Here is a 24,273-nt window from a genome sequence, read left to right on the forward strand (position 1 = left end):
CTCCGGCCCGAACATCGTCCCGAATCCGGGTCGCTGCGGCCCGGATCTCCGCGCATGTCATCGATTTCTCAAGAGGGAAGCCCCGCCGCGTGTCATTTCTTACCCGCATGTCCGATGATGCGAAGCTCGCTCTGGATACCCTCACCGATCGCGCCGCCGGGCTGGTCAATCCCTCCGTGCGCCTCGGCGTCACCGGCCTGTCGCGGGCGGGCAAGACGGTGTTCATCTCCTCCCTCGTCCACAATCTCCTGAACGGCGGCCGCCTCCCGGTGTTTGAGCCCGTTCGCTCGGGTCGCGTGTCGAAGATCCGGCTGGAGCCACAGCCGGACGATGCCGTGCCGCGGTTCCAGTACGAGGATCACATCACGGCCCTGGCGCGCGACCGCGTCTGGCCGGATTCGACCCGTGCCATCTCGCAGCTGCGGATCACGCTCGATTATGAAAGCGCCAGCGGTTGGAACCGCATGTTTTCGCCCGGCCGCCTGTCCATCGACATCGTCGACTATCCCGGCGAATGGCTGCTCGACCTGCCGCTGCTCTCGCAGGACTACCGCCAATTCAGTGCCGCCACGGTCGCGCGGGCCCGCAGCGGCATCCGCCGCGAGCTGTCCGCCGAATGGCTGGCGCTCTGCGACACCACGCAGGCCGGCGCGGAGGCGGACGAAGCACGCACGCGGGCGCTGGCCGACGCCTTCACGCGGTATCTGCGCGCCTGCCGCACGGACGAGCGCTCGCTGTCGACCCTGCCGCCCGGGCGCTTCCTGATGCCGGGCGATCTCGAGGGCTCCCCCGCCCTCACCTTCGCCCCGCTGCCGGATCTGCCGGACGGCCGCGCCGCGTCCGGCTCGCTACACGCCATGATGGAGCGCCGCTACGAGGCCTACAAGACCCATGTCGTGAAGCCCTTTTTCCGCGAGCACTTTGCCCGCCTCGACCGGCAGATCGTTCTCGTGGACGCGCTGCAGGCGATCAACCGTGGCCCCGAGGCCCTGCTCGATCTGGAAAATGCTCTGGCCGACGTCATGGGCTGCTTCCAGCCGGGAACGAATTCTTTCCTGTCGTCCTTTCTCACCCGCCGCATCGACAAGGTGCTCATCGCCGCGACCAAGGCCGACCACCTGCATCACGAGAGCCACGACCGGCTGGAACGCATCACGGCGCGCATCGTCGCCCGGGCGGTGGAACGCATCGGTGGAAGCGGTGCCGGCGTCGAGGTCATGGCGCTCGCATCGGTGCGCGCCACGCGCGAGGCGACCGTCAACCATGATGGCCACCCCCTGCCGGTCATCGTGGGTACGCCCATCGCCGGCGAACGCATCAATGGCGAACTCTTCGACGGCGAGCGCAAGACGGCGATCTTTCCGGGCGACCTGCCGCGCGATCCCGATACGCTGTTTCGCAAGCACGCCGACGGACTGGCTGGGTCCGGGCCTGGCCCCGAGCCCGACGACGGGCCTGATCATCTGCCGGAGGTGAACTTCGTGCGCTTCCGTCCGCCCCATATCGAGGAGACCGGCGGCGGGCTGAAGCTGTCCGTCCCGCATATCCGGCTCGATCGGGCCATGCAGTTCCTGTTCGGAGACCGTCTCGCATGAGCGACCTTCCCCGCCGACCCGCCGCCTTCACCATCGAGGGAGAACCGCCGGCAAGCCCGCAACCGAAGCGCGCGCCGGCAAGCTTCGGTGACGGCGTCGTCCTGACGCCGGATGCAGACGATCCCTTCGCCGAGACCACGCTCTCGACCCCGATCGTCACGGCGCTGCAGGAGCGGCGTCCGAAACGGCGCTTCTCGCTGGCAAAGCTCGCCTTCGGCGCGCTTGGCGTCCTGGTGTCGCTCGCCCTCGGCCTCTGGATCGACAGCCTCGTGCGCGACCTGTTCTCGCGCAACGACGCGCTCGGCTTCATCGCCATCGCCGCCGCCGCCATCGTCGTGCTCGCGGTTCTCGGCATCATCGGCCGGGAGGTGCTCGGCCTGATGCGGCTGAAAGCCGTCCAGGCCCTGAAGGCGGAGGTGAGCGCCGCGGTCGCGGCAAGCGGCCATGCGGTCGCGCGCAAGACCGTGGCGGACCTGGTGCACCATCTTGCCGCGCGCCCGGAGACCGCCCGCGGCCGCGAGCGGCTGAAGGCGACCGAGGGCGAGATCATCGATGGCCCCCACCTGATCGACCTTGCCGAGCGCGAACTCTTGACGCCGCTCGACCGGGAAGCGCGCGCCCTCATCCTCAACGCCTCCAAGCGCGTCTCGATCGTTACGGCGGTGAGCCCGCGTGCCCTGGTCGATCTCGGCTATGTCGTGTTCGAATCGTCGCGCCTCATTCGCGCGATGGCCGACCTCTACGGTGGCCGGCCGGGGACGCTCGGCCTTGTCCGCCTCATCCGCGATGTCCTCGCCCATCTTGCCGTTACCGGGTCGATTGCCGTCGGCGACGGTCTCGTCCAGCAGGTCCTCGGTCACGGCATCGCATCCAAGCTGTCGGCCCGCCTTGGCGAAGGCGTCGTCAACGGCCTCATGACGGCCCGCATCGGCATCGCCGCCATGGATCTCTGCCGCCCCATGCCCTTCCGCGCCCTCAAGCGCCCGGGCGTCGGCGACTTCATCGGCGACCTCACACCCGGCCAGAGAAAGCCGGTCGTGGACGACGTCTGACACCGGTCCGGCCGCGGCAGGATCAGCGCGGGCGCGCCGTGCGCTGAAAGGCCGGGAAAGACCGGCGAGAGCGCGATCGACGGCTTAGATGCCGCCATACCAGTCGTAGCCGACGTCTTCCCAGAAACCGCCCTTGCCGCCGCCATAGGGGGCCAGCGTCGCGGCAAGTTCGATCGACTTGATGTATTTCGGCATCTTGTAGCCCAGTTGCCGCTCGACCCGCATGCGCAGCGGCGCACCGTTTGCCACCGAGAGGGTCTCCTCATTGCAGCCATAGGCGAGAATGGTCTGCGGGTGGCGGGCGTCGAGCAGGTCGATCGATTCGTAGTAGGGCGTCGGTCCGCCCTGTCCGAGATCCATCGCGTCGTAACAGCGGACCACGACATAGCGGGCTTCCGGCCGCACCCTGGCCTCGTCGAGGATGGTCGCGAGCGGGACGCCGGTCCATTTGGCGATGCAGCTCCAGCCCTCGACGCAGTCATGGCGGGTGATCTGGGTCCGCGTAGGCATGGCGCGGATCTCGTCGAGGCTAAGGTCGAGCGGCTTTTCCACCAGCCCTGTGACCGGCAGCCTGTAGGTCGCGAACGCTGCAGCCTTCATCGCGAGATAATCGGCGCCGTTCGGATCGGTGGAGCCGTTGGGACGCTGCCCCTGCCGGATCTCGGTGGCGGAAAACTCCGGCGCGAGCCTGTCGCCCGCCAGCATGCGCTGGACGCGATAGCTAAGGCTGTTGGCCGAGGCGAGCGTCCGGCGGACGGCACTGTCGCCCGAGAGAAGACCATCGAAGGCGTCGCAGCCCGACAGCGGCACGGTGGAGGCGGCCACGCCGGCAAGCGTGAGGAAGCGGCGGCGATTGGCAAGGAAGGTTCGGCTCATGATCTCGGATCTCCGGAAACGGCCTCGGTCGCAAGCGCATCGTCCCGCGTGCGGTAGCGCCCCGTGATGATCGAGCGCAACTCGTTCAGCGGCCCTGCCAGCAGCACCATGAGGAGATGCACGACGAAAAACAGGACGAGCGCCAGCATGCAGGCAAAATGCAGTGTGCGCGCCGTCTGGCGTCCGCCGAAGAGATCAAGCAGGAACGGCCATGCGGCATTCATCGTCGGCGACATCGACAGCCCCGTCAGGATCACCAGGGGGAAGAGAACGAAGAGCACACCCCCGTAGGACAGCTTCTGCAGAACGTTGTAGCGGCCGTCATGCCGAAACCGCAGGCGGGCATGGTCGGCGATATCGCGCGGAATGTGACGAAGCTCCCGGCCCGACGGCAGGAGGTCGCGCCGCAGACGGCGGGTGGCGATCGCGGAAGCAAGCCAGACGAGCAGCGTAAATGCCAGCACCCAGGCAAAGAAGAAATGCACGACGCGACCCGTGGCGAGATCCTGATAGGACGGGATCGTCGCCCAGGCCGGGAACCCGCGATAGGAGGGGTTTTCCGCCGGCCCGCTCATGCCGAACATGCCGCTCGTGTCGAAGCTGTGGCCGAGCACGGTCGTGCGACCCTGCGGCTTCCCGTCCGGCCCATAGATCGCATCCATTTTCAGGACGCTGTTGTCGAAGGCAAAGCCCGATTGTGCCCCGATATAGAGGGTCGGATGGGCGTTGAAGATCTGCAGCCCGCTCAGGAGCAGAAAGAAGAGCGCGACGGCCCACGCCCAGTGCGTCAGCCGCGTCATGATCCCATGCCGGTAGATCAGCCGACCTTTGCGTGTCGTGCCGGAACCGGCTTCCTCGGAAACAGGCGTCATCGATGATCTCCCCCGCCGTGATCGCCGCTTGCGATCCCCAGCGCATAGTGAAAGCGCATAGTGAAGGCGCGTGTTGAAGGCGCATGCTGCAGCCTACCAAAATGCCTGCGCACGGGCCATGGAAAGTGCGCGTGGCCGCGACGGAGAGAAAGCGTTGCAAATCTGCAGCGCTCTCTCGGATCGTCGCTGTTTGCGCGCGCCGTTTGGCCGACTGAAACGCTCCATTAACCATTCAAGTGCCAATGTCACATCACGTTCTCGACACCGACCCTCAAGGATCGCCCATGTTTTCGCGCCCTTCTTTGATCGCGCGCGGCCCTGCCGCCTGTATCGCCGCATTGACCCTTTCGGCCCTGGCTGCCGTCCCTGCCCCGGCGCTTGCCGAAGGCCGCGACCAGGCCTTCTTCGAGCAGGTCGGTGGCCAGTGGAAAGGCCCCGGCGAAATCGTCGCCGGAAAGTACAAGGGCACGAAATTCACCTGCGAACTCTCGGGGGAACCCACCGAGGCCACCGGCATCAAGCTGGACGGCTTCTGCCGTGTAGGCGTCTTCAAGCAGCCGATGTCGGCCGTCATCAGCCAGAAGGGCAACAGCTACACCGGCACGTTCCTCGACGGCGCCGACGGCAAGGGCCTCGACATCGTGTCGGGCAATGTCTCGAAGGACAAGATCGTCGTCGGCATCAACCGCAAGAAGCTGAACGGGGCGATGATCGCCCGTATGTCCGATCCTTCGCTGCTCAACATCACCATTTCCGTCAAGGTCGACGAGACCATGGTTCCCGTCATCGGCGTCGCCCTGACACGCCAGACCGATTCGATGGCCGTGGGCGCGATCCGCTAGACCGGACCGGGACGCCGTCTCCGACTGTCCCCCAGAGCCTTTCCGCGGCCCCATGCCCGGGAAACCTGTGATGGGACTCAGACCCGGTCGCGCCACCAGTCCGCGCGACCGTCGGCCAGCTCGATGCCCGCCGCATCGGCATCCCCAGCCCAGGCCGCAATGCGCCGCCCGGCCACCACGTGGTCCGGCAGGATGTCGCACAGCGGCAAAAGCACGAAGGCGCGCGACGTCATCCGCGGATGCGGCAGGGTCAGCTCCGGCGTCTCCATCGTGATCGTGTCATAGGTCAGGACGTCGAGATCGATCGTACGCGGTCCCCAGCGTTCGAGCCGCAGCCGCTTCATGGCCTTTTCTACATCGAGACAGGCTTCGAGAAGCCCCAGCGGGTCGAGCGTCGTCTGCACCACCGCGCAGGCATTGAAGAACCAGTCCTGATCGGTCTTTCCCCAGGGCGGCGTCCGGTAGAGGCGCGACACCTCGAGAATCGTCACGTCGGAACGCGCATCGAGCTGCGCCAGCGCCCGCGCGATGGCGGTCGCGGCGTCGCCGATATTGCCTCCAAGCCCGATCGCTGCCTGGTGCCATCGTCCGTCATCGATCGCGGTCATGGCTTGGCGACGTGCTCGACGGTCACCGCGACATGGTCAAGCACGCCCGGCACGGGCGCATTCGGCTTGCGGATAGTAATCCTTGCCCGGTGGATCTGCGGCCAGCGCGAACAGAGCATCTCGGCGATCTCGAGCGCCAGGGCCTCGATGAGGTAGCGCCTGCGGCCGGTGATGATCTTCTCGATCTCGGCGAAGGCGATGCCGTAATGCACCGTGTCCTCGATCCGGTCATCCCGGAGAGCCGAGCCCTGTTCGACCACCAGTTCGGCATCGACGAAGAAGCGCTGTCCGAGAAACTCCTCCTCGTCGTGAACGCCATGCCGCGCGAAGAAGGCGCAGTTCTTGAGCGTGATCGTGTAGGTCGGCGTCATCACAAGGTCTCCTGCCGAGGAAAGGCGGTCCCGGCATGAGGCCGGCCGCTTGGAAAAGTCGAGGCGTCAGGGTCGTGCCGCCAGAATAGCATCTGCGACCAGCAGGGCATCCCTGTTGAAAGCGACGTCGTGGACGCGAAAAATGGCACCCCCGGCCAGGCGCGCGGCCGTCGTGGTCGCGGCCGTCGCGACATCGCGCGCGTCCGCCTCCCGCCCGGTCGCCGCACCGAGGAACCGCTTGCGCGATGTGCCGATCAGAAGCTTGTGGCCAAGCCCGTGCAGCGCGTCGAGCCGTGCCATCAGCGCCCAGTTTTCGGCGGTGTCCTTGGCAAAGCCGAAGCCGGGATCAAGCACGATCGCCTCCGCACCGAGCCCCGCCGAGGCCGCGATCTCCAGCGACCGTCGAAAGAAGATCCTCTGATCCTCGATCACGTCCACGGCTTTCTCGCGCCCGCGGCCGGTGTGCATGATGCAGACCGCGGCACCTGCAGCGGCCACGACGCCGGCAATGTCGGGCTCGCGCTGCAGGCCGTGCACGTCGTTGACGATGTGCGCACCCGCCGCCAGCGCCAGCCGCGCGGTCTCCGCCCGATAGGTGTCGACCGAGATCACGGCGTCCGTTTCGCGCCGGAGGCGGGCGATCACGGGAAGCACGCGGTCCTGTTCCTCGGCCGCCGACACGGGATCGGCGCCCGGCCGGGTCGATTCGCCGCCGATGTCGAGGATCTCGGCGCCCGCCTCCAGGCAGTGTCGCGCATGTGCAAAAGCGCGCTCGCCGTCGAGAAAAGCCCCGCCGTCCGAAAACGAGTCCGGCGTCACGTTGACGATCGCCATGAGGATGCCGCGCGGACCGAGCGTCAGGCTGCGCCCATGCGCGAGCGACCATTCGAAGGCGGAAAACGGGTCGGCGGCTTTGATGGAATCAACCATGACGGATCTCGGCGACAAGGGCCGACCTTGTGGGGCAGCCGCGCTAACCTTGTTTGCAGGCGGCGGGCATTTCCAGTTGCGCTTGCCCAGCCTATGCCCCAAGCTTCGGACGACATCAACCGTCGAGACAGCTTATCCATGAACACGGCCCGCAAATACCTTCTTGTTCCGCTGGCTGCGCTCGTGATGCTCTCGGAACCGCTCTCGGCCGGCGCGGAAACGGTGATGAACAAGACGATCACCTATTTCGCGGTCGGCGGCCACACCGCGGCCGAACTCGACGCGGCCCTGTCGTCGCAGGGTCCGCAGATGCGCGAGACCGGCGCACGCCATCCGGGCGCCACGCGCATCAAGTTCGGAGGCACGGTCAGCTATGTCCGCCGCGGCCGTCTCTGCGCCGTCGGCAGCGCCCGTGTGACGCTCAACACGAAGCTCATCCTGCCGCGGTGGACGAACCGCAACAAGGCCGGCCGCGATCTTGCGCTCGTCTGGGACACGCTGTCGAGCGACATCAAGCGCCATGAGGAACGGCACGCCGAGATTGCCCGCAATCATGCGCGCGACATGGAGAAGGCGCTCCTTTCCCTGCAGCCGGAAGCGGATTGCGAGCGCATGCAGGCGCGCGTCGCCCGCGTCAGCGAAGACGCGATCGCCGCGCATGACAAGGACCAGGCCGCCTTCGACCGGCGCGAAGCCGTCAACTTCGACGTCCGCATGGTCCGGCTCCTCCAGTATCGCCTCGAGCGCCTGAAGAAGGCCGGGTCCGAACGGCGCTAAGACGCCTCTTTCCAAACGCGCAAGGCCGGAATGAACCCGACGCCGGTTCGGAATCCGCACGTCCACACAACGGACGGGCGCAATAACTCATTGGTGATTTCTAGCGATAGTCTACACGATGATGTTGAGCTATAGTCTCATTATCGAAACCGAAGAATAGACGAAGCTTAAAAGCCACCGAGATGCAGACGCGAGCCGTAACCGCGACGTTCTCGATGTAAGGCTGATGATGAAATTGCAGGAGCTGCAGGACTTTTGGTCGCGTCGCGATCGGAAATGCTTGCTCTACCCCGTTGTTCTCCTGGCGTATCCTGTTGCCGCAGATGATCCCTCCCTCATCCTGTGTGCGATGCGCCCTCCTGCCCCGCTTGTCCCTGTGACAGGCGGGGCTTTTTTTGTGACACGGCGCAGAACAGGGCGCGATCAGGCCTGCCGTTCCGGCACGTGAACGACGAGACCATCCAGCGTGTCGCTCATCTTGATCTGACAGCTCAGCCGCGAGGTCGGGCGGACATCATAGGCAAAATCCAGCATGTCTTCTTCCATGGCTTCCGGTGCTCCGACGGCCGCCGCCCAGGCTTCGTCGACATAGACATGACAGGTGGCGCAGGCGCAGGCCCCGCCGCACTCGGCCTCGATACCGGGCACGGAGTTGCGGACAGCGTTTTCCATGACGGTCGATCCCGTCTGGACCTCGAGGTCGTGGCGGGTGCCGTCGAAGGCGATGATGCTGAGTTTTGTCATGATGGTGCGGTCTCGAGTGCTGACTGCGCGGGACCGCCGGTGCCGGGAGGCAAGGCGCCCGCAAAAAGGGGTGCCCGTTTTTCTCACACTGTTTCGCACGGGCCGTCAAGAAAACAGGTCGGTTGTTCTCCAAAGACACGTTCCCGCCTGCTCCGCGGCGATCGCCTTGGGCGCTGCTCATGGCTCGCCCGGGAGGGTCGCCCGAGAGAGTCGTCGATGAGCAGCGCCCGGGGAGCGTCAGCCTAGCGGCAAAGCTTCAGGATGAAGATCTCGGCGTCGAGCACGGCCGACGACAAGGCAGCGAGCCCCTCGGCTTCCTCCGGGCGGTCTTCGACGCCGGCGGCGACCTCGGCGACCGGGAAGGCGCCGACGGCAAGCGCTGCACCCTTCAGGCGGTGCGCGGCGGCCTTGCGCACCTCGGCATCGCCGTCCATCAGCGTCTTGACGATCTGGCGCGACTGGCGCGCGAACATCTGCAGCACCTCGAGCTCCAGCGCCTTGTCGCCCATCGTCTGGTGGGCAAGATGCTCGAGGTCGATCGGGCGCCCGCGTCCATGAAGCGGGTCGAGTGCCGTTTCGGGACTGTCGAAGGCTATATTGAGGGCGGCCATGCGCGGTGTTCCTTGTCCTGTTTTTGTCGCTGCGGTCTGTCGTGATCGCCGGATCGGCAGGCACCTTTCGGCCCTGCGCGCCCGGCCTGCAGCCGCATCGGCGTCTCCCGTGGATTTCACAGCAGCGCGGCTGCTATCAGATGAAAACGGGGCGCAATCAGGGCGCCTTTCGTCAACTATGGTTAACAAGGGAAAACATGCAGCATTGCAGGGAGTTCGCAGCCTCGCAGGCGTGTTTTTCGTTAAGAACTTGTTAGCATTTTAACGATTGGCCGGGGGCGTTAATTGTAAGACTACCCCGGATGTGTCACTACGATACGTTACAGGATATCGGTTTCTCAGCGGGACCGACATCTGTCCGGAAGGCTCTTTCCATGGCTGTGCGACCATGGGAAAAGCAGTGCCGGTCGCGGTATGAAATTGGTGCGGTCATTGTATTGCGTGCATCCAATGCGCAGGAACTGTCCTCACCCCCCGATCCGGCGTCGTCGGCAGCCTTGCGGCTGCGCGATGTCGAGACGGAAGTTCGGTAACGAGGCGTATCTGCATGGCGACGAACAAGAGCAACGAGTCGATCGACGACAAGGCCTTCCAAGCGCTCGAAGACGCTTTGAGGATCGACTTCGACGAACTGAAGTCCGCCCTCAACGAGACATCGCCGGAAGCGAGCCGGCCCGCGCAAAAGGCGCCGGGCGCCGCAGCCGCCCCGTCCCGTCCGGCGGGCCCCGCCCGGCCGGCAGCGTCTGCCCGCCCCGCCCAGCCCGCAGGCGTGACCGGAGCCGCAGGCCAGAGGCCACCCGCACCACGACCCGAAGCACAACGACCGGAAGCCCAGCGACCAGACGCCGCGCGAGCCGCAGCCGCGCCGTCGCGCGCCGAGCAGCCCATCGACGATCCGCTGGCCGTGCCGCGCAGCCTTGCGCCGGAGGCCGTGCCGGCCGCACCGGGCGCGAAATCGCCGACCTTCGTTCCGGCCAATGACGACAGCCGCCGCTCCGGCCCCGCCATGCTGCGCTCGCTCGAGACGCGCTCCGGCCGTGCCGCGATGCGGGGTGCCGCCATTCTGTCGCTCGTCTGGATCGTCGCCGGCCTCGGCATTTCCAACCTGCTCTACGGACCGGAAATCTGGCAGATCCGCTCGCTGGCAGCGCTCGCCGCCCTGCCCGGCGCCATTGTCGCCGCCATCTTCATCGTCCTGCCGGTCATGCTCTTCTTTGCCTTCGGGGTGATGATGGCGCGTGCACAGGAGATGCGGAACGCCGCACGCTCGATGACGGAGGTCGCACTCCGCCTGGCCGAGCCGGAAACCACCGCATCCGACCGCATCATGACCGTCGGTCAGGCCGTTCGCCGCGAAGTCTCGGCCATGAACGAAGGCATCGAACGCACGATCGCCCGCGCGACGGAGCTCGAGACCCTCGTGCATTCCGAGGTCAATGCCCTCGAACGCAGCTACAGCGACAACGAATTGCGGGTTCGCACCCTGGTGCAGGAACTCGGTCTCGAGCGCGAGGCGATCGTCGGCCATGCCGAGCGCATCCGCTCCTCCATCACCGGCGTCCATGCCCAGCTGCGCGACGACCTGACGCATGCGAGCGAAGATCTGCAGACGCGCCTCGCCATTTCGGGCGAAGCGGCGGCGTCGCTGATCGAGACCCGTGCCGCCGCGCTCATGGAGAAGTCGCAGGCCGCATCGCAGTCGATCAGCACGCTCCTCGGCACGCGCACAGAAGCCCTCGTCACCGGCCTGACGGCGGCAGGTGCGGAGATTACCGACGAGTTCGACACCCGCCTCGAAGCCCTGAACCACACGCTGATCAAACGCGGCCAGCAGTTGCTCGGACAGTTCGAAACGCGGGCCTCGACGCTCGACAGCAGCACGGAAAAGCTGAACGCCGCGCTGAACGAGCGGGCGCGCCAGCTCAACGAAACGCTGATCGCCCGGACGCGCGACCTCAATGAAAGCCTCGTCATCGGCCAGCAGGCGATCACCGGCGGCCTCGACGACATCCTCAACACGCTGAACGGCGCGCTCGACGAGAAGGGCGCAAGCTTCCGTCAGAACCTGAAGACCGCGGCCGACGACGCGATCATGGATCTGGACCTGCGCTCCGGTTTCTTCGAGGAGAAACTGCAGGGCACGGTCGGCCAGCTGGCGACGACCTTCGACAGCCGGTTCCACGAATTCGCCACCGCCTTCGATCGCCGCGCCGGCCTACTGGACGCCAAGATGGCGGACAGCCTCTCGCGCATCGACCGGACCGTGGCCGGCGGGTCCGACACGCTCGGTCGCCTGCTCGACGACGGGCTCGACAAGTTTCACTCGGCCATCAGCGACCAGTCGCTCGCCATCGCCACGACGCTCGGCACGTCGCAGGCCCTCATCGAGGAAAGCATCTCGGCGCGGACCGGCGAGATGGGCAGCGCGATCGACCAGGCGCATGAGCGGATCGACGGCGTTCTCGCAGCGCGGTCGGGCTCGCTCATGAGTGCGCTCACCGCCGCGCAGGAGCGGATCGAGACCGGCTTTGCCGACCGTGCCGGACGGCTCGAGACGACGCTGGGCTCCACGGAGGCCCGCCTGACCGAAACGCTCGACACCCGGACCAGCGCCCTCATCGGCGGTCTTGGCGCCACCGAGGCCCGGATCGGCAGCCTCCTGGCCGAGCGCACGAGCGCCGTGACGGCGGCGCTGGACACGACGGAACGACGCCTGTCGGATGCCTTCGACAGCCGCAGCGAGCGCCTTTTCGGCGCGCTCGACGCGGCCCGGGGCAATATCGAACAGGCCTTTGCAACGCGGAGCGAGGATGTCGCCGCGGCGATCGGCAGTGCCGAGCAGCGCCTGCAGGACACGCTCGATACCCGCGCCCGCGGCCTGCTCGATGGCCTCGATGCTGCCCAGGGTCGCATCGAGGGATCGCTGACCGCACGGGCGGACGAATTGGCCGAAACGATCGCCAGCAGCCATCAGCGCCTCGACGAGACCCTGTCGGACCGCACGCTCGAACTCTCGATCATGCTGGCGACCAGCACCGAAGCGCTCGACAGTGCGTTGATGGACAATGGCGCCCGGATCGATGGCATCATGGCAGCCCGCGCGGCCACCATCACCGAAACGTTGTCCGACAATGCGGCGCGCATCGAATCGCTGATCAGCGACCGCGCCGGCGCGCTGGACGTCACCCTGTCGAACGCTGCGCGCACGATCGAGGGCGCATTCACCGGCACGACGGAGCGGATCGACGACATCATCAGCGAGCGCACCATGACGCTCTCGGGCGTTCTCGCCAGCTCGACGGCGGCGCTCGAAGGCACGGCCGAACAGATCGACTCCCTGCTGACGGAGCGCACGCTCGAACTCTCCGGCGTCCTCGCCGGCACGACGGCCGGGATGGAAAGCCTGTTCGAGGGAACCACCGCGCAGATCGACACGCTTCTGTCGCAGGGCACGGCGAACCTCTCGGAGCGGCTGTCGGGCGCAACGCGCGCCATCGACGCGACGTTCTCGGGAACGGCCGATCGCATCGACGAGGTCATGGCGGAGCGCACGACCCGTCTGGCCGGCGCCCTCGCAGGGTCGACGGCGGCGCTCGAAGGCACGAGCGAGCAGATGGAGCAGATCCTTTCGCGCGGCACGACCACCCTCAACACCACGCTATCAGAGGCCGCACGTGCCCTCGACGCCACATTCGCCGGCAAGGCCGAGCAGATCGACGAGATCCTGACCGAACGCACCCTGACGCTGTCCGGCGTCCTCGCCTCCTCGACCGCCAGCATCGAAAGCGCCGTTGAGGGTGCCGCGGGCGATATCGACCGCGTCCTCTCGCACAACACCGAAAACCTGACCGGCCGCCTGGCCGAAGCCACACGGACGCTCGACCGGACGTTCGACGGAACGGCGGAACGCATCGAAGACATCATGGCCGAGCGGACGATGTCGCTCTCGGGCGTGCTGGCGTCGTCCACTGCCGGCATCGAAAGCGCCGTCGAAGGCACGGCCGAGCAGATCGACCGCGTTCTGAGCCGCGGCACGACGACCCTTACCGGTTCGCTGTCGGAGGCCACGCGCGCGCTCGACGCCACCTTCACGGGCACCGCAGAGCGCATCGACGACATTCTGACCGAACGCACCATGACCCTGTCGGGCGTGCTGGCGTCGTCCACCGCCGGCATCGAAAGCGCCGTCGAAGGCACGGCCGAGCAGATCGACCGCGTGCTGAGCCGCGGCACGACGACCCTTACCGGTTCGCTGTCGGAGGCCACGCGCGCGCTCGACGCCACCTTCACGGGCACCGCCGAGCGCATCGACGACATCCTGACCGAACGCACCATGACCCTGTCGGGCGTGCTGGCGTCGTCCACCGCCGGCATCGAGGGCGCGATCGAGGGAACCTCCGAACAGATCGACCAGGTGTTCTCCCGCCGGACGGCCGAACTGTCCCAGACGCTCGACCTTGCCACCCGCACGCTCGACACGACGCTTGCCGGTTCCGCGCATGTCATCGACGAGGTCCTGTCGGAGCGCACCCTGTCGCTCTCCGGCGTTCTCGCCTCGTCCACTGCCGGCATCGAAGGCGTGATCGAGGGCAGCACCGAACAGCTCGACAGCCTTCTTGCCCGCGGCACGACCGGTCTATCGGAACGGCTTGCCGGTGCGACCACTCTGCTCGACGGCACGCTCGCCGGATCTGCCGAGCGCATCGACGCGGTCCTCGCCGCCCGGGCCCGCGAGCTGGCGGCCACCAGCGCCACCATCGAGGCGGCCGTCGACGGCAATGCCGAGGATATCAACGCGGTTCTCGTCCGCGGCGCCGGCACGATCCGGAGCACGCTCTCGGAAGCCACGCGCCAGCTCGACAAGACGGTATCGGGCACCGCCGACCGCATGGACGCGATGCTCGAGAGCCGCACCTCGGCGCTGACCGGCGTGCTCAACGGCTCGACCGCCGCCATCGAGAACGCGATCGAGGGCACGACCGAACGCCTGGACTTCCTGCTGGCCACCAGCGCGTCCAGCATCGGCGACATGCTGAACGACGCCACCAGCGGCATCGAGGAGCGCACCGCCGCCCTGTCGGGCTCCCTCACCGGCGCGACCGATCGGATCGAACAGGCGCTTGACGGCACCACCGCCCGCCTGGGCACGATGATCGACCAGCACGCCCGCGCCCTCGACGAGACCCTGACCGGGCAGACCGCCGCCATCGACAACCGGCTTGCCGAACGCACGGAAGACCTGTCGCGCATCCTCACCGGTCGCGCTTCGGAACTCGGCGACACCCTGACGACGCGCGTCGAGGACATCGCCGACCAGCTGGCGTTCCGCGCGACGACCATCTCGGAAACACTGACCGACCGGATCGCCGAGATCGACCGCAACCTGACCACCCGCAGCGGCCAGATTGCGGACGACATGACCGGCCGCGTCACCGCCATCGCCGGTACCATGACGGGCGCAAGCGGCGAAATTGCCGGTGCGCTGTCGGCCCATGCCGCAGAACTGGCCGCCGCCATCGACGTCCGCGCCGGTGCGATCGAGCAGACCCTGTCGGCCCGCGCCGCCAGCCTCGACCAGACCATGTCCACCACGGAAGACCGTCTGCGCGTCACGCTCGACACGCGCATCGCGGCTCTCAACACCGCTGTCGCCGATGGCTCCAGCCAGCTTGCCGACATGCTGAACGACCAGGCAGCGACCATTGCCACCACGATCGCCGCCAGCACCGGCATGCTGGAGATGACACTCGAGGAGCGCCAGGAGGCCCTCGCCCGCACGATCGACCAGAGCGCCGAAGCCCTCGACAACCGCCTGCGCGACAGCACCACGCGCATGGCCCTGAGCCTCGGCGACACCACGGCCGAACTGACGCGCGCCGCCGACGGCCTGACCGAGAGGATGGACACCTCCATCACCGGCATCACCACCCGCTTCGACGAAACCGGCGCCCGCATCGAGGCGAGCCTCGGCCAGTTCGAGACCCGCGTCCGCGACAGCGTCGAAACGGTCGATGCCCGCGTGGACGCAGCCGGCGACCGCATCGTTGGCACCCTCTCGGAGCGCGTCTCCGAGCTCGATCAGGCCAGCCGCACGGCCGCCGAGCGGATCTCCGACAGCCTTTCCGGACGCACGGACGAGATCGCCCGGATCAGCAGCGAGGCGGCCAGCCGCATCGCCGAAACCCTGGCCTCGCGCACCGACGACCTCGACCGGATCAGCAACGAAGCCGCAACGCGCATCGAAACGTCGATCGATCGCGGCACGGGGCGTCTGGAAGAGCGCCTGGGCACCATGGATCGCGCCCTGACCGTCGGCCTCGACAATGTCAGCCGCACGATCGAGGGCAAGGCCGCGCATCTCGTCGGCAGCCTGCGCACCGCCGTTTCGGACACCACCCAGGATATCGATGCCGAAGCCGTCCGGTCGTCCGACGTGCTCGCCAAGGTCGGCGGCGATTTCGCCGAAGCCATGGCCGCGCGCCAGGCCGATTTCCAGAACGCCATCGAGCGGACGGCGGCCACGGCCGCCATGCGCAGCGCCGAACTGGCGCGCAGCGTCGGGGAGGCCGCAGATGCGACCCTCGTCCGCGCCGCCGCCACGCAGGACCGCATCGCCGAACAGGGCAACGCCCTGCAGCGCAATCTCTCGGATGTCGAAAAGGCGCTCGAAGCCCGCGGCGAAGCGATCCGTACCACGCTCGACGCGCGGACGCGCGATCTGAACGCCATGCTGTCGGGCCGCACCAGCGAACTGTCGCGCCTGATCGAGGAGCAGGCCCGCCCGGTCGTCGAGTCCTACGTCGTCGCCGGCCGCGAGGCTGCCGACCGGCTCACGACGGCCGCCCGAGACGGCGCGGAGCGCCTGCGCGCCGAAAACGACGCCCTCGTCACGGCCCTCTCCGCCCGCACGGGCGAACAGCTCGGGGCGATCTCGCAGCGCGCCGAGGAAACGGCGCGGGCGATCCAGATGGTCGAGAACCGCCTGCAGTCGACCGCCGAAGCGCTCATCGACCGCTTGTCCGCCAGCAATGCGGCCATCGCCGATGTCGTCGGGGAAGCCACGAGCACCTTCGGCGACATGGACGAACGCCTGAATGCCACCGGCGACCGCTTCTCCGAAACGGCAAGCCGGACATCCGACATGCTGTCGGCCTCCACCCGCCTGCTCGAAGGCAAGGCCGACCGGCTGGTCGCGATCTCGTCCAACACGCTGTCCCAGGTCGGCAGCCTCGTCGGCCGGTTCGAGGACCATTCGCGCATGCTCGGCCAGGCCTCCGATCTCCTGGCCGCTGCCCAGTCCAACCTGGCCGGCACGCTCGAGGAACGCCAGGAGGCCCTGCGCACCCTGTCCGTCGGCCTTGTCAGCCGCTCCGAGGATATCGAGCGCACCATGCGCGCGCTCGAAGGCTTCGTGGAAGGCTCGTTCCAGCGCGCCGAGGATCGCTCGAACCTGATCGCCGGCAATCTGCGCACCGGCATCCAGACCTCGTTCGACGAGGTCGGCCGCATCCTCACCGATGCGGAACAGCGCACGCAGACGGCCGCCAGCGCCATGCGCGATGCCTTCGCCCAGGCGGGCGAGGATGCCGGTCAGTCCGTGGACGCGCTGCTTGCCCGGACGCAGGAACGTTCCGGCCAGGTCGCCGGCACGCTGCGCGACGGCGTCCGTGGCGCCCTCTCCGACGTCGATCGCACGCTGGCCGAGGCTGAAACCCGCACCCGGACCGCCGGGGACGCCATGCGCGAGGCGATCGCTGCCGCAACCGATGCGGCCGGCGCCTCCGTCGACCGGACGTTTGCCCGTGCGGACGAACGCTCGAGCGACGTTGCGGCCCGCCTGCGCGGCAGCGTCGCAGCGTCGCTGTCGGAGATCGACGGCCTGCTCGACGAAACCGGCAAGCGCTCCGACGCCGTCTCCGAGACCATGCGCGAGCAGATCCGTCAGTCGGTCGACGAAGCCATCGCGCGCTTCGCCGGCGCGACGGACGAAATCCGCCGCTCGGGCGAGGAGATTCGCCGCGAACTCGACATGACCCGCGCCGAACTGAAGCGCGGCGCCTTCGACCTGCCGGAAGAAGCCAAGGAAAACGCGGCCGTCATGCGCCGCGCCGTGTCGGAACAGATCAAGGCCCTGCAGGAACTGTCCGACATCGTCGGACGCTCGTCCAGCCAGCTCGAGATCGGCGAACCGACGCCGCATCGCGCCCGGATGGCGAGCCAGCAGGCACCTGCCCAGCAGGCACCTGCCCAGCCTGCCTATGCCCAGCCCGCCTATGCCCAGCCTGCGCCTGCCCCGGCCTTCGGTCAGCCGGCCACGCCGCAGGCCGCCTATGCGCCCGCCACGCAGACCTATGCACAGCCGCTCTTTGCCGAGCCGCAGCCGGTCCAGACGGCCGTGGCCCCGGCATCCCCGGCCAATCCCTATGCGGCCTATCCGGCAACGCCCGGGACGCTTCTCGGCGCCCGCACGTCGGATGCCGGCGCTGTCCGGCCCGTGTCGACGCCGCAGGCCGAGATGACGCCGCGCCGCCACCCGGCCCCGATTCCGACCCCGGCCCCGGCACCAACCCCGGCCTCGGCAACGTCCGCCACGCCGCGTCCTGCGCCAACGGACCGTCCGCAGGCGACCGAACAGCGCGCTGACGCCCCGTCTGACAGGCAGGCCCCGCAGGACAGACAGGCTGCAACCCCGGCGACGAGCCCTGCGCAGGCCCAGGCCCAGGCCCAGACCCCTGCCTCTGCCCCGTCTCAGCCGGCGCAGCGCCAGCCTGTGCAGACCCGGGCACCCAACCAGCCCGCACAAGAGTCGGTCGAGCCGGCCCAGTCCGCGCCGCAGAGCCGGTTCGAGACCCGGTCCGAGGCCCGGGCGGAGGCCTCGTCTTCGGCGGCAGCCGCCGCCCGTCCGCAGGCGGACGCCGCACGCGCCCGGCAGGAAACGGCAACGCCCCTGCGGCCTTCTGCACCCGCCGACACGCCGCTGCGGGGCAGCGTCGGCCTTGCCGATCGCTCGCCGCTCCGCCCGGCCTCGGCAGAGGACGACATGCGCGAAGGTGGTTCGGGCTGGATGCGCGACCTGCTGCGCGGTGCCTCGCGCGACGAGGAGCCGCAGCAGATCCCGCCCGCACGGCTGCGGCCCGAGACGTCGCCTGCCCCGGCGGCCCAAGGCCAGCGCAGCGCCGACAGCCGCAATCCGCGCCATGTGATGGAATCGCTGAACTCGCTCTCGGTCGATATCGCCCGCGCCATCGATCACGATGCGTCGGTCGATCTCTGGCGCCGCTACCAGCGCGGCGAGCGCGACGTGTTCACGCGCCGCCTCTACACGCTGAAGGGGCAGCAGACGTTCGACGAGATCCAGCGGAAATACGACCGCGAGCCGGAATTCCGGACGGCCGTCGATCGCTACATCGCCGATTTCGAAAAGCTGCTGGCGGACGTCGCCCGCAACGATCGCGATCGCGTGATCACGCAGACCTACCTGACCTCGGACACCGGCAAGGTCTATACCATGCTGGCCCATGCCGCCGGACGGTTCAGCTGATCTCGCCGGGCGGGGGCACCATCGCTCCCGCCGGCCATTCTGCCGGGGCACAGCGGCCCCGAGCTTCTCTGATGTCTTCGACCCGTCGGCCGGTTTCCCGTGCGGCGGGTTTTTCACGTCAGGCGTTTGGCGGCTGAGCACATCGCGGGTTCCGCGTCCCGACGCTCGCGCCGTCGGCTCCGGCCGCAGCGAAAACCCCGAGATATTGACATGTCGGCGCGCGACGCCAGATCACCTGTTGTGGAACGATCGCCCCTTCGGGCGCGTTTAATCGGCGACCTCGCGCCCCTCAGCGGGCCGATGTCCAGAAAGGTGATCCATGAAGAAACAGGCTCTTGCCATCGTCGCCGCCGCGCTGTTCGGCCTCACGGCCTGCACCACGGAGGGAACCGCCTCGGGCACATCCGGCAATGCGGTCGAACCCATTCCGGGCAGCATCACCTATCGTGGGCAACCGACCACCAGGCTCACCAAATCACCGATCGGCAGCACGTTCCCGCACCGGTTCCGCGCACCCGACGGGCGGGAATGGCAGGAGACCTATCGCGTCGCTCCGGACCGGTCGCTCGAGCTGATTTCGCGACGCCAGATCGAGTTGGACATCGACAACAATCGCTAATGCATGTCGCCCGAACGTGTGCAGCGATTTCGGGAAACGAGATGCATCAAAACAAGACCTCAAAGCGCGTTGGGTGAACCCTTTTGACGCAACGCACTTGAGTCCCGTGCAGCGGCAGCCATCGTCGGTTTTGCGGACAGGACAAGCGCCCGCGGCTCGGGCGGTTCTTCCGGCCTCCGCAACGGGCGGACCATGAAGCAAAGGAGAAAGACATGACCAATCTTGACCTGCCCGAAGGGCATCGCGAACACGAATCGACGGCAACCAAGGCGGCAAACCTCGTCCGCTCGGAAGCCACGGCCGTTCGCCAGACGGCCGCAGAGCATCCCTCCTCGACCCTCCTGCTCCTCGGCCTCGTCGGCCTCGCCGGCTTCCTCATCGGCCACGGCGTCGGTTACCGGAAAGCCGAATCCGACCACATCCCGACCTTCCGCCGCTTCTGGTCATAGGCCGTCCAGGCAGGCGCCGATCGGCTCCCGAAATATCCACCAACGAAAAAGGCCCCGCAATGCGGGGCCTTTTTACGATGGGCGTCTTCCTCGAGGTTGCCGAACGATCCGGCCTCTGCCGGGGACGGTTCAGTGTTCCTTGTTGGCGTAGACGGACTTCTTGGTCAGGTAGATCAGGCCGGTGAAGATCAGGAGGAAGATCAGCACCATGAAGCCGGTCCGCTTGCGCTCTTCGAGATGGGGCTCTGCCGCCCACATCAGGAAGGACGCGACGTCGCGGGAGTACTGCTCGACCGTCTGCGGCGACCCGTCTTCATAGGTCACCTGTCCGTCGGACAGCGGCTTGGCCATGGCGAGCGCCGCGGCATTGGCGAAGTACGGGTTGTAGTGGGTGCCCGCCGCGATCTCGACGCCGGCCGGAGGCTCTTCATAGCCATTGAGCAGCGCGTGGATATAGTCCGGGCCGCCTTCCTGGTACTGCGTGAACATGTCGAAGATGAAGGTCGGGAAGCCGCGTTCGATACCGCGGGCCTTCGCGATCAGCGAGAAGTCTGGCGGAGCCGCACCGTTGTTGGCGGCAGCCGCGGCTTCGACGTTCGGGAACGGCGACACGAAATGGTCGGACGGCAGGGCCTTTCGGGTGAACATTTCCCCGTCCGCATTCGGCCCGTCCTGGACCTCGTAGTTGGCCGCATAGGATTTCACCTGCGCTTCGGAATAGCCGAGCTCTTCCAGCATGCGGTAGGCCACGAGGTTCATCGAGTGGCAGGCGGAACAGACTTCCGTGTAGACCTTGAGCCCGCGCTGCAGCTGGCCCTTGTCGTAGTGTCCGAACGGACCGGCAAAGGTCCAGTCTTCTTCCTGCGGCTTCTTGATCGGGAAGTGCGGCGTGCCGCCGCCATGCTCCTCGGTGGCGGTCTTGCCTTCATGCGGCGCGTTTTCCTGCGCCAGCGCGCTTCCGGCGCCAGTGCCGCCCAGCACGAAGGCCGTCAGGAAGAGGCCGGTGATCAGCTGTTTCATCGTCGTACGTTCCTTGGTCTCTTCTCTCGGCATCACGCCGCCACCGGGGTCTTGCGGGCCTTCTGTTCCAGCACCGCTTCGGTGATGGAGTTGGGAATGCGCCGCGGTGTCTCGATCAGGCCGAGAACCGGCATGATCACCAGGAAGAAGCCGAAATAGTAGAGCGTACCGATCTGCGACATCACCACATAGGCGCCTTCTGCCGGGCGCGAGCCGAGCCAGCCGAGAAGGATGGCGTTGACGACGAAGAGCCAGAAGAACAGCTTGTACCAGGGGCGGTAGACGGCCGAGCGGACCTTCGACGTGTCGAGCCAGGGCAGGAAGAACAGGACGATGATCGCCCCGAACATCACGAGGACGCCGCCGAGCTTCGAATCGATCGGGCCGACATTGAACGTGATGGCGCGCAGCATCGCGTAGAACGGCAGGTAGTACCATTCGGGCACGATATGGGCAGGCGTCTTCAGCGCATTGGCAGGAATGTAGTTGTCGGGATGACCGAGGAAGTTCGGCATGTAGAACACGAACCAGGCATAGACGAGCAGGAAGACGGATACGCCGAGCGCGTCTTTCAGCGTGGCATAGGGCGTGAAGGCCACGGTGTCCGTCTTGGTCTTGACCTCGATGCCGGTCGGGTTCGTCTGGCCGGTCACATGCAGGGCCCAGACGTGCAGCACGACGACGCCGGCGATCATGAAGGGCAGCAGGTAGTGCAGCGAGAAGAAGCGGTTGAGCGTCGGCTGATCCACGGCGAAGCCGCCGAGCAGGAACTGCTGGATCCATTCGCCGACCAGCGGGAAGGCGGAGAAGAAGCCCGTGATGACGGTCGCGCCCCAGAAGGACATCTGCCCCCACGGAAGCACATAGCCCATGAAGCCGGTCGCCATCATCAGGAGGTAGATGACCACGCCGAGGATCCAGAGGATTTCCCGTGGCGCCTTGTAGGAGCCGTAATAGAGGCCACGTCCGATGTGCAGGTAGACGGCGATGAAGAAGAACGACGCGCCGTTTGCATGCATGTAGCGCAGCAGCCAGCCGTGGTTCACGTCGCGCATGATCTTCTCGACCGAGTTGAACGCGACGGTGGTTTCGGCGGCGTAATGCATGGCGAGCACGACGCCGGTGACGATCTGGATGATCAGCATCACCGAGAGCATGGCGCCGAAGGTATAGGCGTAGTTCAGGTTCCGCGGAACCGGATAGGAGACGAAGCTGTCATGAACCAGCCGCGGCAGCGGCAGCCGCGAGTCCACCCACTTTTCCAGTCCCGTCGTCGGTGTATAGGTTGAATGTTCCCCACTCATATCGGCAATCCCCCTCAACCGATCTTGATGACTGTATCGGATGTGAACGCAAAATTCGGCACGGCGAGATTCATCGGCGCCGGGCCTTTTCGAATGCGGCCCGCCGTATCGTAGTGCGAGCCATGGCAGGGACAGAACCATCCGCCGAAATCGCCGGCCTGGCCGAGCGGGACGCAGCCGAGATGGGTGCAGGAGCCGATCATGACGATCCAGTTTTCCTTGCCCTCGCCGGCCGAGCGGTCGATGTCGGTGGCCTGCGCATCGGCCGCGATGTTGGCGTTCCGCGCCACCGGATCCTTGAGGTCGGACAGCTGGACGGCCTTGGCCTCTTCCACTTCCTTCTCGGTCCGGTTGCGGATGAAGATCGGCTTGCCGCGCCATTTCGCCGTCAGCGACATGCCGGGCTGCAGGCTCGACACGTCGACCTCGATGGACGCCAGCGCCAGCGTCGATGCATCCGGCCGCATCTGGTCGATGAACGGCCAGGCCACTGCTGCGACGCCGACGGCGCCGGCCATGCCGGTCGCCAGATACAGGAAGTCGCGGCGCGTCGGCTCGCTCGGTGTCTCGCTTGTCGTGTGGTGTTCGCTCACGGCCTTCTTCATCCTCTCAACCCGGCGACTTCAAAAAAGCCGCGCACGCGTCCCCGACGCCGGTTCTGTCCTCCCGCACTTGATCGAAAGAACGGCGCCAAATCAATAAGGCGAGCCCGGCTCGCCACATTTTCTTCACCGCTTGCCCCGCGGCCTCCCGTCGGGCAACCGGCAGCCGTCAGCTGCTGCGGATTCCCGAGCCTTGTCCGGGGGTTCTATGCTTGAAAAACCGGCCTGTCCAGCCTTGCAAACGCCGCAGGGCAGCCTTGCGTCAGGTCCGCCATGACGCATTGTCGCGGCCGAACGTCGCAGGCCGAAGGCACAGCGGTTTCCGTCCCGAACAGACGGCTTGGCCTCGACCGCAGGAGAGGTCTCGCCTTGGCCCGCACAGCCGCGGATAGGCCCGCGGGCTTATGCCGGACGGCTTATGCTGCATTGCAGCATCTACCGCTTCGTGCTACCGGCGCTTGACCGGATCGGCAGAAGGAGCCCTGCTATGCGCCAGACCCTCGGGACCGTCCTCAACACGCTTGCGGTCATCGGCCTTTCCCTATGCGCCTTCCGCTATGTCGTGGTCCTCTGGCCGCTGCTGCTTCTCAACAGCATGCAGACCCATGTCGCCGTGGCCATCGCGCTGTCCATGCTGGTCGCGTTCCTGCTGACCCGGAGCCGCGTCAGCCTTGTGCTGCTCGTCGCAGCGCTCGGGCTTGCCGGTCACGGCGTCCTCATGAAGCGCGAATTTGCGATCGAGGCGACGGCTGCGGACAAAGCTGCGGGGCCGGCGCTGCGAATCGTTTCGTTCAACATGCTCGGCGACAATCTCACGGGCGCTACGGCCGTGGCCGACATGGTGATGGCGTCGAAGGCCGACGTCGTCGTGATCCTGGAGGGCGAGCCGCTCTTCATGCAGTTGCAGCGTCTGGCCGCCGTCTACCCCTATCGGCTCGGCTGCGGCGATCACACGCCGACCTGCGATTTGCTCATGTTCTCGAAATACCCGATGACGGACATCGCCGTCGGCGACCTCAGCGACCTTCGCAAGGATCGTGTCATGTCGGCGCGGATCGCGCTACCGGGCGGCGCTTTCCGCATGGTGGCCGCGCATCTGTCGAAACCCTTTTTCGACGATTACCACATCCGGGAACTCGCCCACCTCACCGCCTTCCTGCGCAATACGACGGAACCGGTGGTGCTGGCGGGCGACTTCAACTCCGGCACGATCGCACCGGACATGCAGAAGATGGTCCGGCTGCTGCGCTTTCGCACCGTCCCGCGCGAGCCCGCGACGTGGCCGGTCCAGTTGGTGGATACGGGCCTCGGCGTGGCGATCGACCACATCTTCAGCCGCCCGCCCCTCGTTCCGCTATCGGTGAAGCGGCTCGATCGGGATTTCGGATCGAACCATTACGGTCTCGTCGCCGACTTCGCGATCCGCAGGCCGTAATTCTAGCTGCCGGCCCGGCGACGCC

The 24,273-nt window shown here is 66.9% G+C and carries 18 protein-coding genes; 8 read left to right on the forward strand and 10 right to left on the reverse strand.

The window, feature by feature from the left end; translation table 11 throughout:
- Nucleotides 1-107 precede the first annotated feature (107 nt).
- Both ASG25_RS11720 and ASG25_RS11725 read left to right on the forward strand, forming a co-directional pair.
- Entirely contained in the window at nucleotides 108-1,595 is a 1,488-nt protein-coding gene (locus tag ASG25_RS11720) for a YcjX family protein (RefSeq protein ID WP_062473694.1), read from the forward strand.
- On the forward strand, nucleotides 1,592-2,647 hold the full coding sequence (locus ASG25_RS11725) for a TIGR01620 family protein (protein WP_062473696.1): 1,056 nt from the start codon (nucleotides 1,592-1,594) through the stop codon (nucleotides 2,645-2,647). Before ASG25_RS11720 ends, ASG25_RS11725 begins: the two co-directional genes overlap by 4 nt.
- An 84-nt stretch (nucleotides 2,648-2,731) precedes the next feature.
- Here the strand turns inward: ASG25_RS11725 and ASG25_RS11730 are convergent, their stop codons facing one another.
- Together ASG25_RS11730 and ASG25_RS11735 are read right to left on the reverse strand one after the other, a co-directional pair.
- On the reverse strand, nucleotides 2,732-3,523 hold the full coding sequence (locus ASG25_RS11730) for a molybdopterin-binding protein (protein ID WP_062473698.1): 792 nt from the start codon (nucleotides 3,521-3,523) through the stop codon (nucleotides 2,732-2,734).
- Nucleotides 3,520-4,395, reverse strand: coding sequence for a cytochrome b/b6 domain-containing protein (locus ASG25_RS11735; RefSeq protein ID WP_062473700.1), 876 nt, complete (start codon nucleotides 4,393-4,395; stop codon nucleotides 3,520-3,522). The genes ASG25_RS11730 and ASG25_RS11735 overlap by 4 nt, the downstream gene beginning before the upstream one ends.
- A 284-nt stretch (nucleotides 4,396-4,679) precedes the next feature.
- Between ASG25_RS11735 and ASG25_RS11740 the strand changes: the two genes are divergently transcribed.
- A complete protein-coding gene (locus ASG25_RS11740) occupies nucleotides 4,680-5,237 on the forward strand; it encodes a hypothetical protein (protein ID WP_062473702.1) in 558 nt (185 codons plus the stop codon).
- A gap of 77 nt (nucleotides 5,238-5,314) precedes the next feature.
- Here ASG25_RS11740 and folK read toward each other — a convergent pair whose 3' ends face one another.
- The 3 genes from folK to folP all read right to left on the reverse strand — a co-directional run bounded on the left by folK (nucleotide 5,315) and on the right by folP (nucleotide 7,146).
- Nucleotides 5,315-5,845, reverse strand: coding sequence for a 2-amino-4-hydroxy-6-hydroxymethyldihydropteridine diphosphokinase (gene folK / locus ASG25_RS11745; RefSeq protein WP_062473704.1), 531 nt, complete (start codon nucleotides 5,843-5,845; stop codon nucleotides 5,315-5,317).
- Nucleotides 5,842-6,216 carry a dihydroneopterin aldolase gene (gene folB, locus ASG25_RS11750; RefSeq protein ID WP_062473706.1) on the reverse strand — a complete coding sequence of 125 codons (375 nt, stop codon included), beginning with the start codon at nucleotides 6,214-6,216 and terminating at the stop codon, nucleotides 5,842-5,844. The genes folK and folB overlap by 4 nt, the downstream gene beginning before the upstream one ends.
- A gap of 66 nt (nucleotides 6,217-6,282) precedes the next feature.
- Nucleotides 6,283-7,146, reverse strand: a complete 864-nt coding sequence (folP, locus tag ASG25_RS11755; RefSeq protein WP_062473708.1) for a dihydropteroate synthase — start codon at nucleotides 7,144-7,146, stop codon at nucleotides 6,283-6,285.
- Between the two features lie 138 nt (nucleotides 7,147-7,284).
- Here folP and ASG25_RS11760 point away from each other — a divergent pair, with 138 nt between their 5' ends.
- Entirely contained in the window at nucleotides 7,285-7,923 is a 639-nt protein-coding gene (locus tag ASG25_RS11760; protein ID WP_062473710.1) for a DUF922 domain-containing protein, read from the forward strand.
- 423 nt (nucleotides 7,924-8,346) lie between these two features.
- Here ASG25_RS11760 and ASG25_RS11765 read toward each other — a convergent pair whose 3' ends face one another.
- Nucleotides 8,347-8,667: a 2Fe-2S iron-sulfur cluster-binding protein gene (locus ASG25_RS11765; protein ID WP_062473712.1), complete on the reverse strand. Its 321-nt coding sequence runs from the start codon at nucleotides 8,665-8,667 to the stop codon at nucleotides 8,347-8,349.
- A gap of 242 nt (nucleotides 8,668-8,909) precedes the next feature.
- Entirely contained in the window at nucleotides 8,910-9,278 is a 369-nt protein-coding gene (locus tag ASG25_RS11770) for an Hpt domain-containing protein (protein WP_062473714.1), read from the reverse strand.
- A 547-nt stretch (nucleotides 9,279-9,825) separates the two neighbouring features.
- Here ASG25_RS11770 and ASG25_RS11775 point away from each other — a divergent pair.
- From ASG25_RS11775 to ASG25_RS11785, 3 genes are all read left to right on the forward strand, one after another.
- Nucleotides 9,826-18,819 carry a hypothetical protein gene (locus ASG25_RS11775; protein WP_062473716.1) on the forward strand — a complete coding sequence of 2,998 codons (8,994 nt, stop codon included), beginning with the start codon at nucleotides 9,826-9,828 and terminating at the stop codon, nucleotides 18,817-18,819.
- A 319-nt stretch (nucleotides 18,820-19,138) separates the two neighbouring features.
- Nucleotides 19,139-19,438 (forward strand): hypothetical protein, encoded by a 300-nt coding sequence (locus tag ASG25_RS11780; RefSeq protein WP_062473718.1) that lies wholly within the window; start codon nucleotides 19,139-19,141, stop codon nucleotides 19,436-19,438.
- A 212-nt stretch (nucleotides 19,439-19,650) separates the two neighbouring features.
- Nucleotides 19,651-19,887, forward strand: coding sequence for a hypothetical protein (locus ASG25_RS11785; RefSeq protein ID WP_062473719.1), 237 nt, complete (start codon nucleotides 19,651-19,653; stop codon nucleotides 19,885-19,887).
- 129 nt (nucleotides 19,888-20,016) lie between these two features.
- On the opposite strand, the gene ASG25_RS11790 is transcribed toward ASG25_RS11785, so the two are convergent.
- Genes ASG25_RS11790 through petA form a run of 3 tightly spaced genes read right to left on the reverse strand, consistent with a single transcriptional unit; the run spans nucleotide 20,017 to nucleotide 22,804 of the window.
- Nucleotides 20,017-20,907, reverse strand: a complete 891-nt coding sequence (locus tag ASG25_RS11790) for a cytochrome c1 (RefSeq protein ID WP_062473721.1) — start codon at nucleotides 20,905-20,907, stop codon at nucleotides 20,017-20,019.
- Between the two features lie 32 nt (nucleotides 20,908-20,939).
- Nucleotides 20,940-22,211 (reverse strand): cytochrome b N-terminal domain-containing protein, encoded by a 1,272-nt coding sequence (locus tag ASG25_RS11795; RefSeq protein ID WP_062473723.1) that lies wholly within the window; start codon nucleotides 22,209-22,211, stop codon nucleotides 20,940-20,942.
- A 14-nt stretch (nucleotides 22,212-22,225) separates the two neighbouring features.
- A complete protein-coding gene (petA, locus tag ASG25_RS11800; RefSeq protein ID WP_062474532.1) occupies nucleotides 22,226-22,804 on the reverse strand; it encodes a ubiquinol-cytochrome c reductase iron-sulfur subunit in 579 nt (192 codons plus the stop codon).
- A gap of 496 nt (nucleotides 22,805-23,300) precedes the next feature.
- Here petA and ASG25_RS11805 point away from each other — a divergent pair, with 496 nt between their 5' ends.
- The gene (locus ASG25_RS11805) at nucleotides 23,301-24,248 is read left to right on the forward strand and encodes an endonuclease/exonuclease/phosphatase family protein (protein WP_062473725.1); all 948 of its coding nucleotides are present in this window, start codon (nucleotides 23,301-23,303) and stop codon (nucleotides 24,246-24,248) included.
- The last annotated feature ends 25 nt before the right edge of the window (nucleotides 24,249-24,273 follow it).

This window comes from Rhizobium sp. Leaf384, from assembly GCF_001424065.1.
GTDB lineage: Bacteria > Pseudomonadota > Alphaproteobacteria > Rhizobiales > Rhizobiaceae > Ferranicluibacter.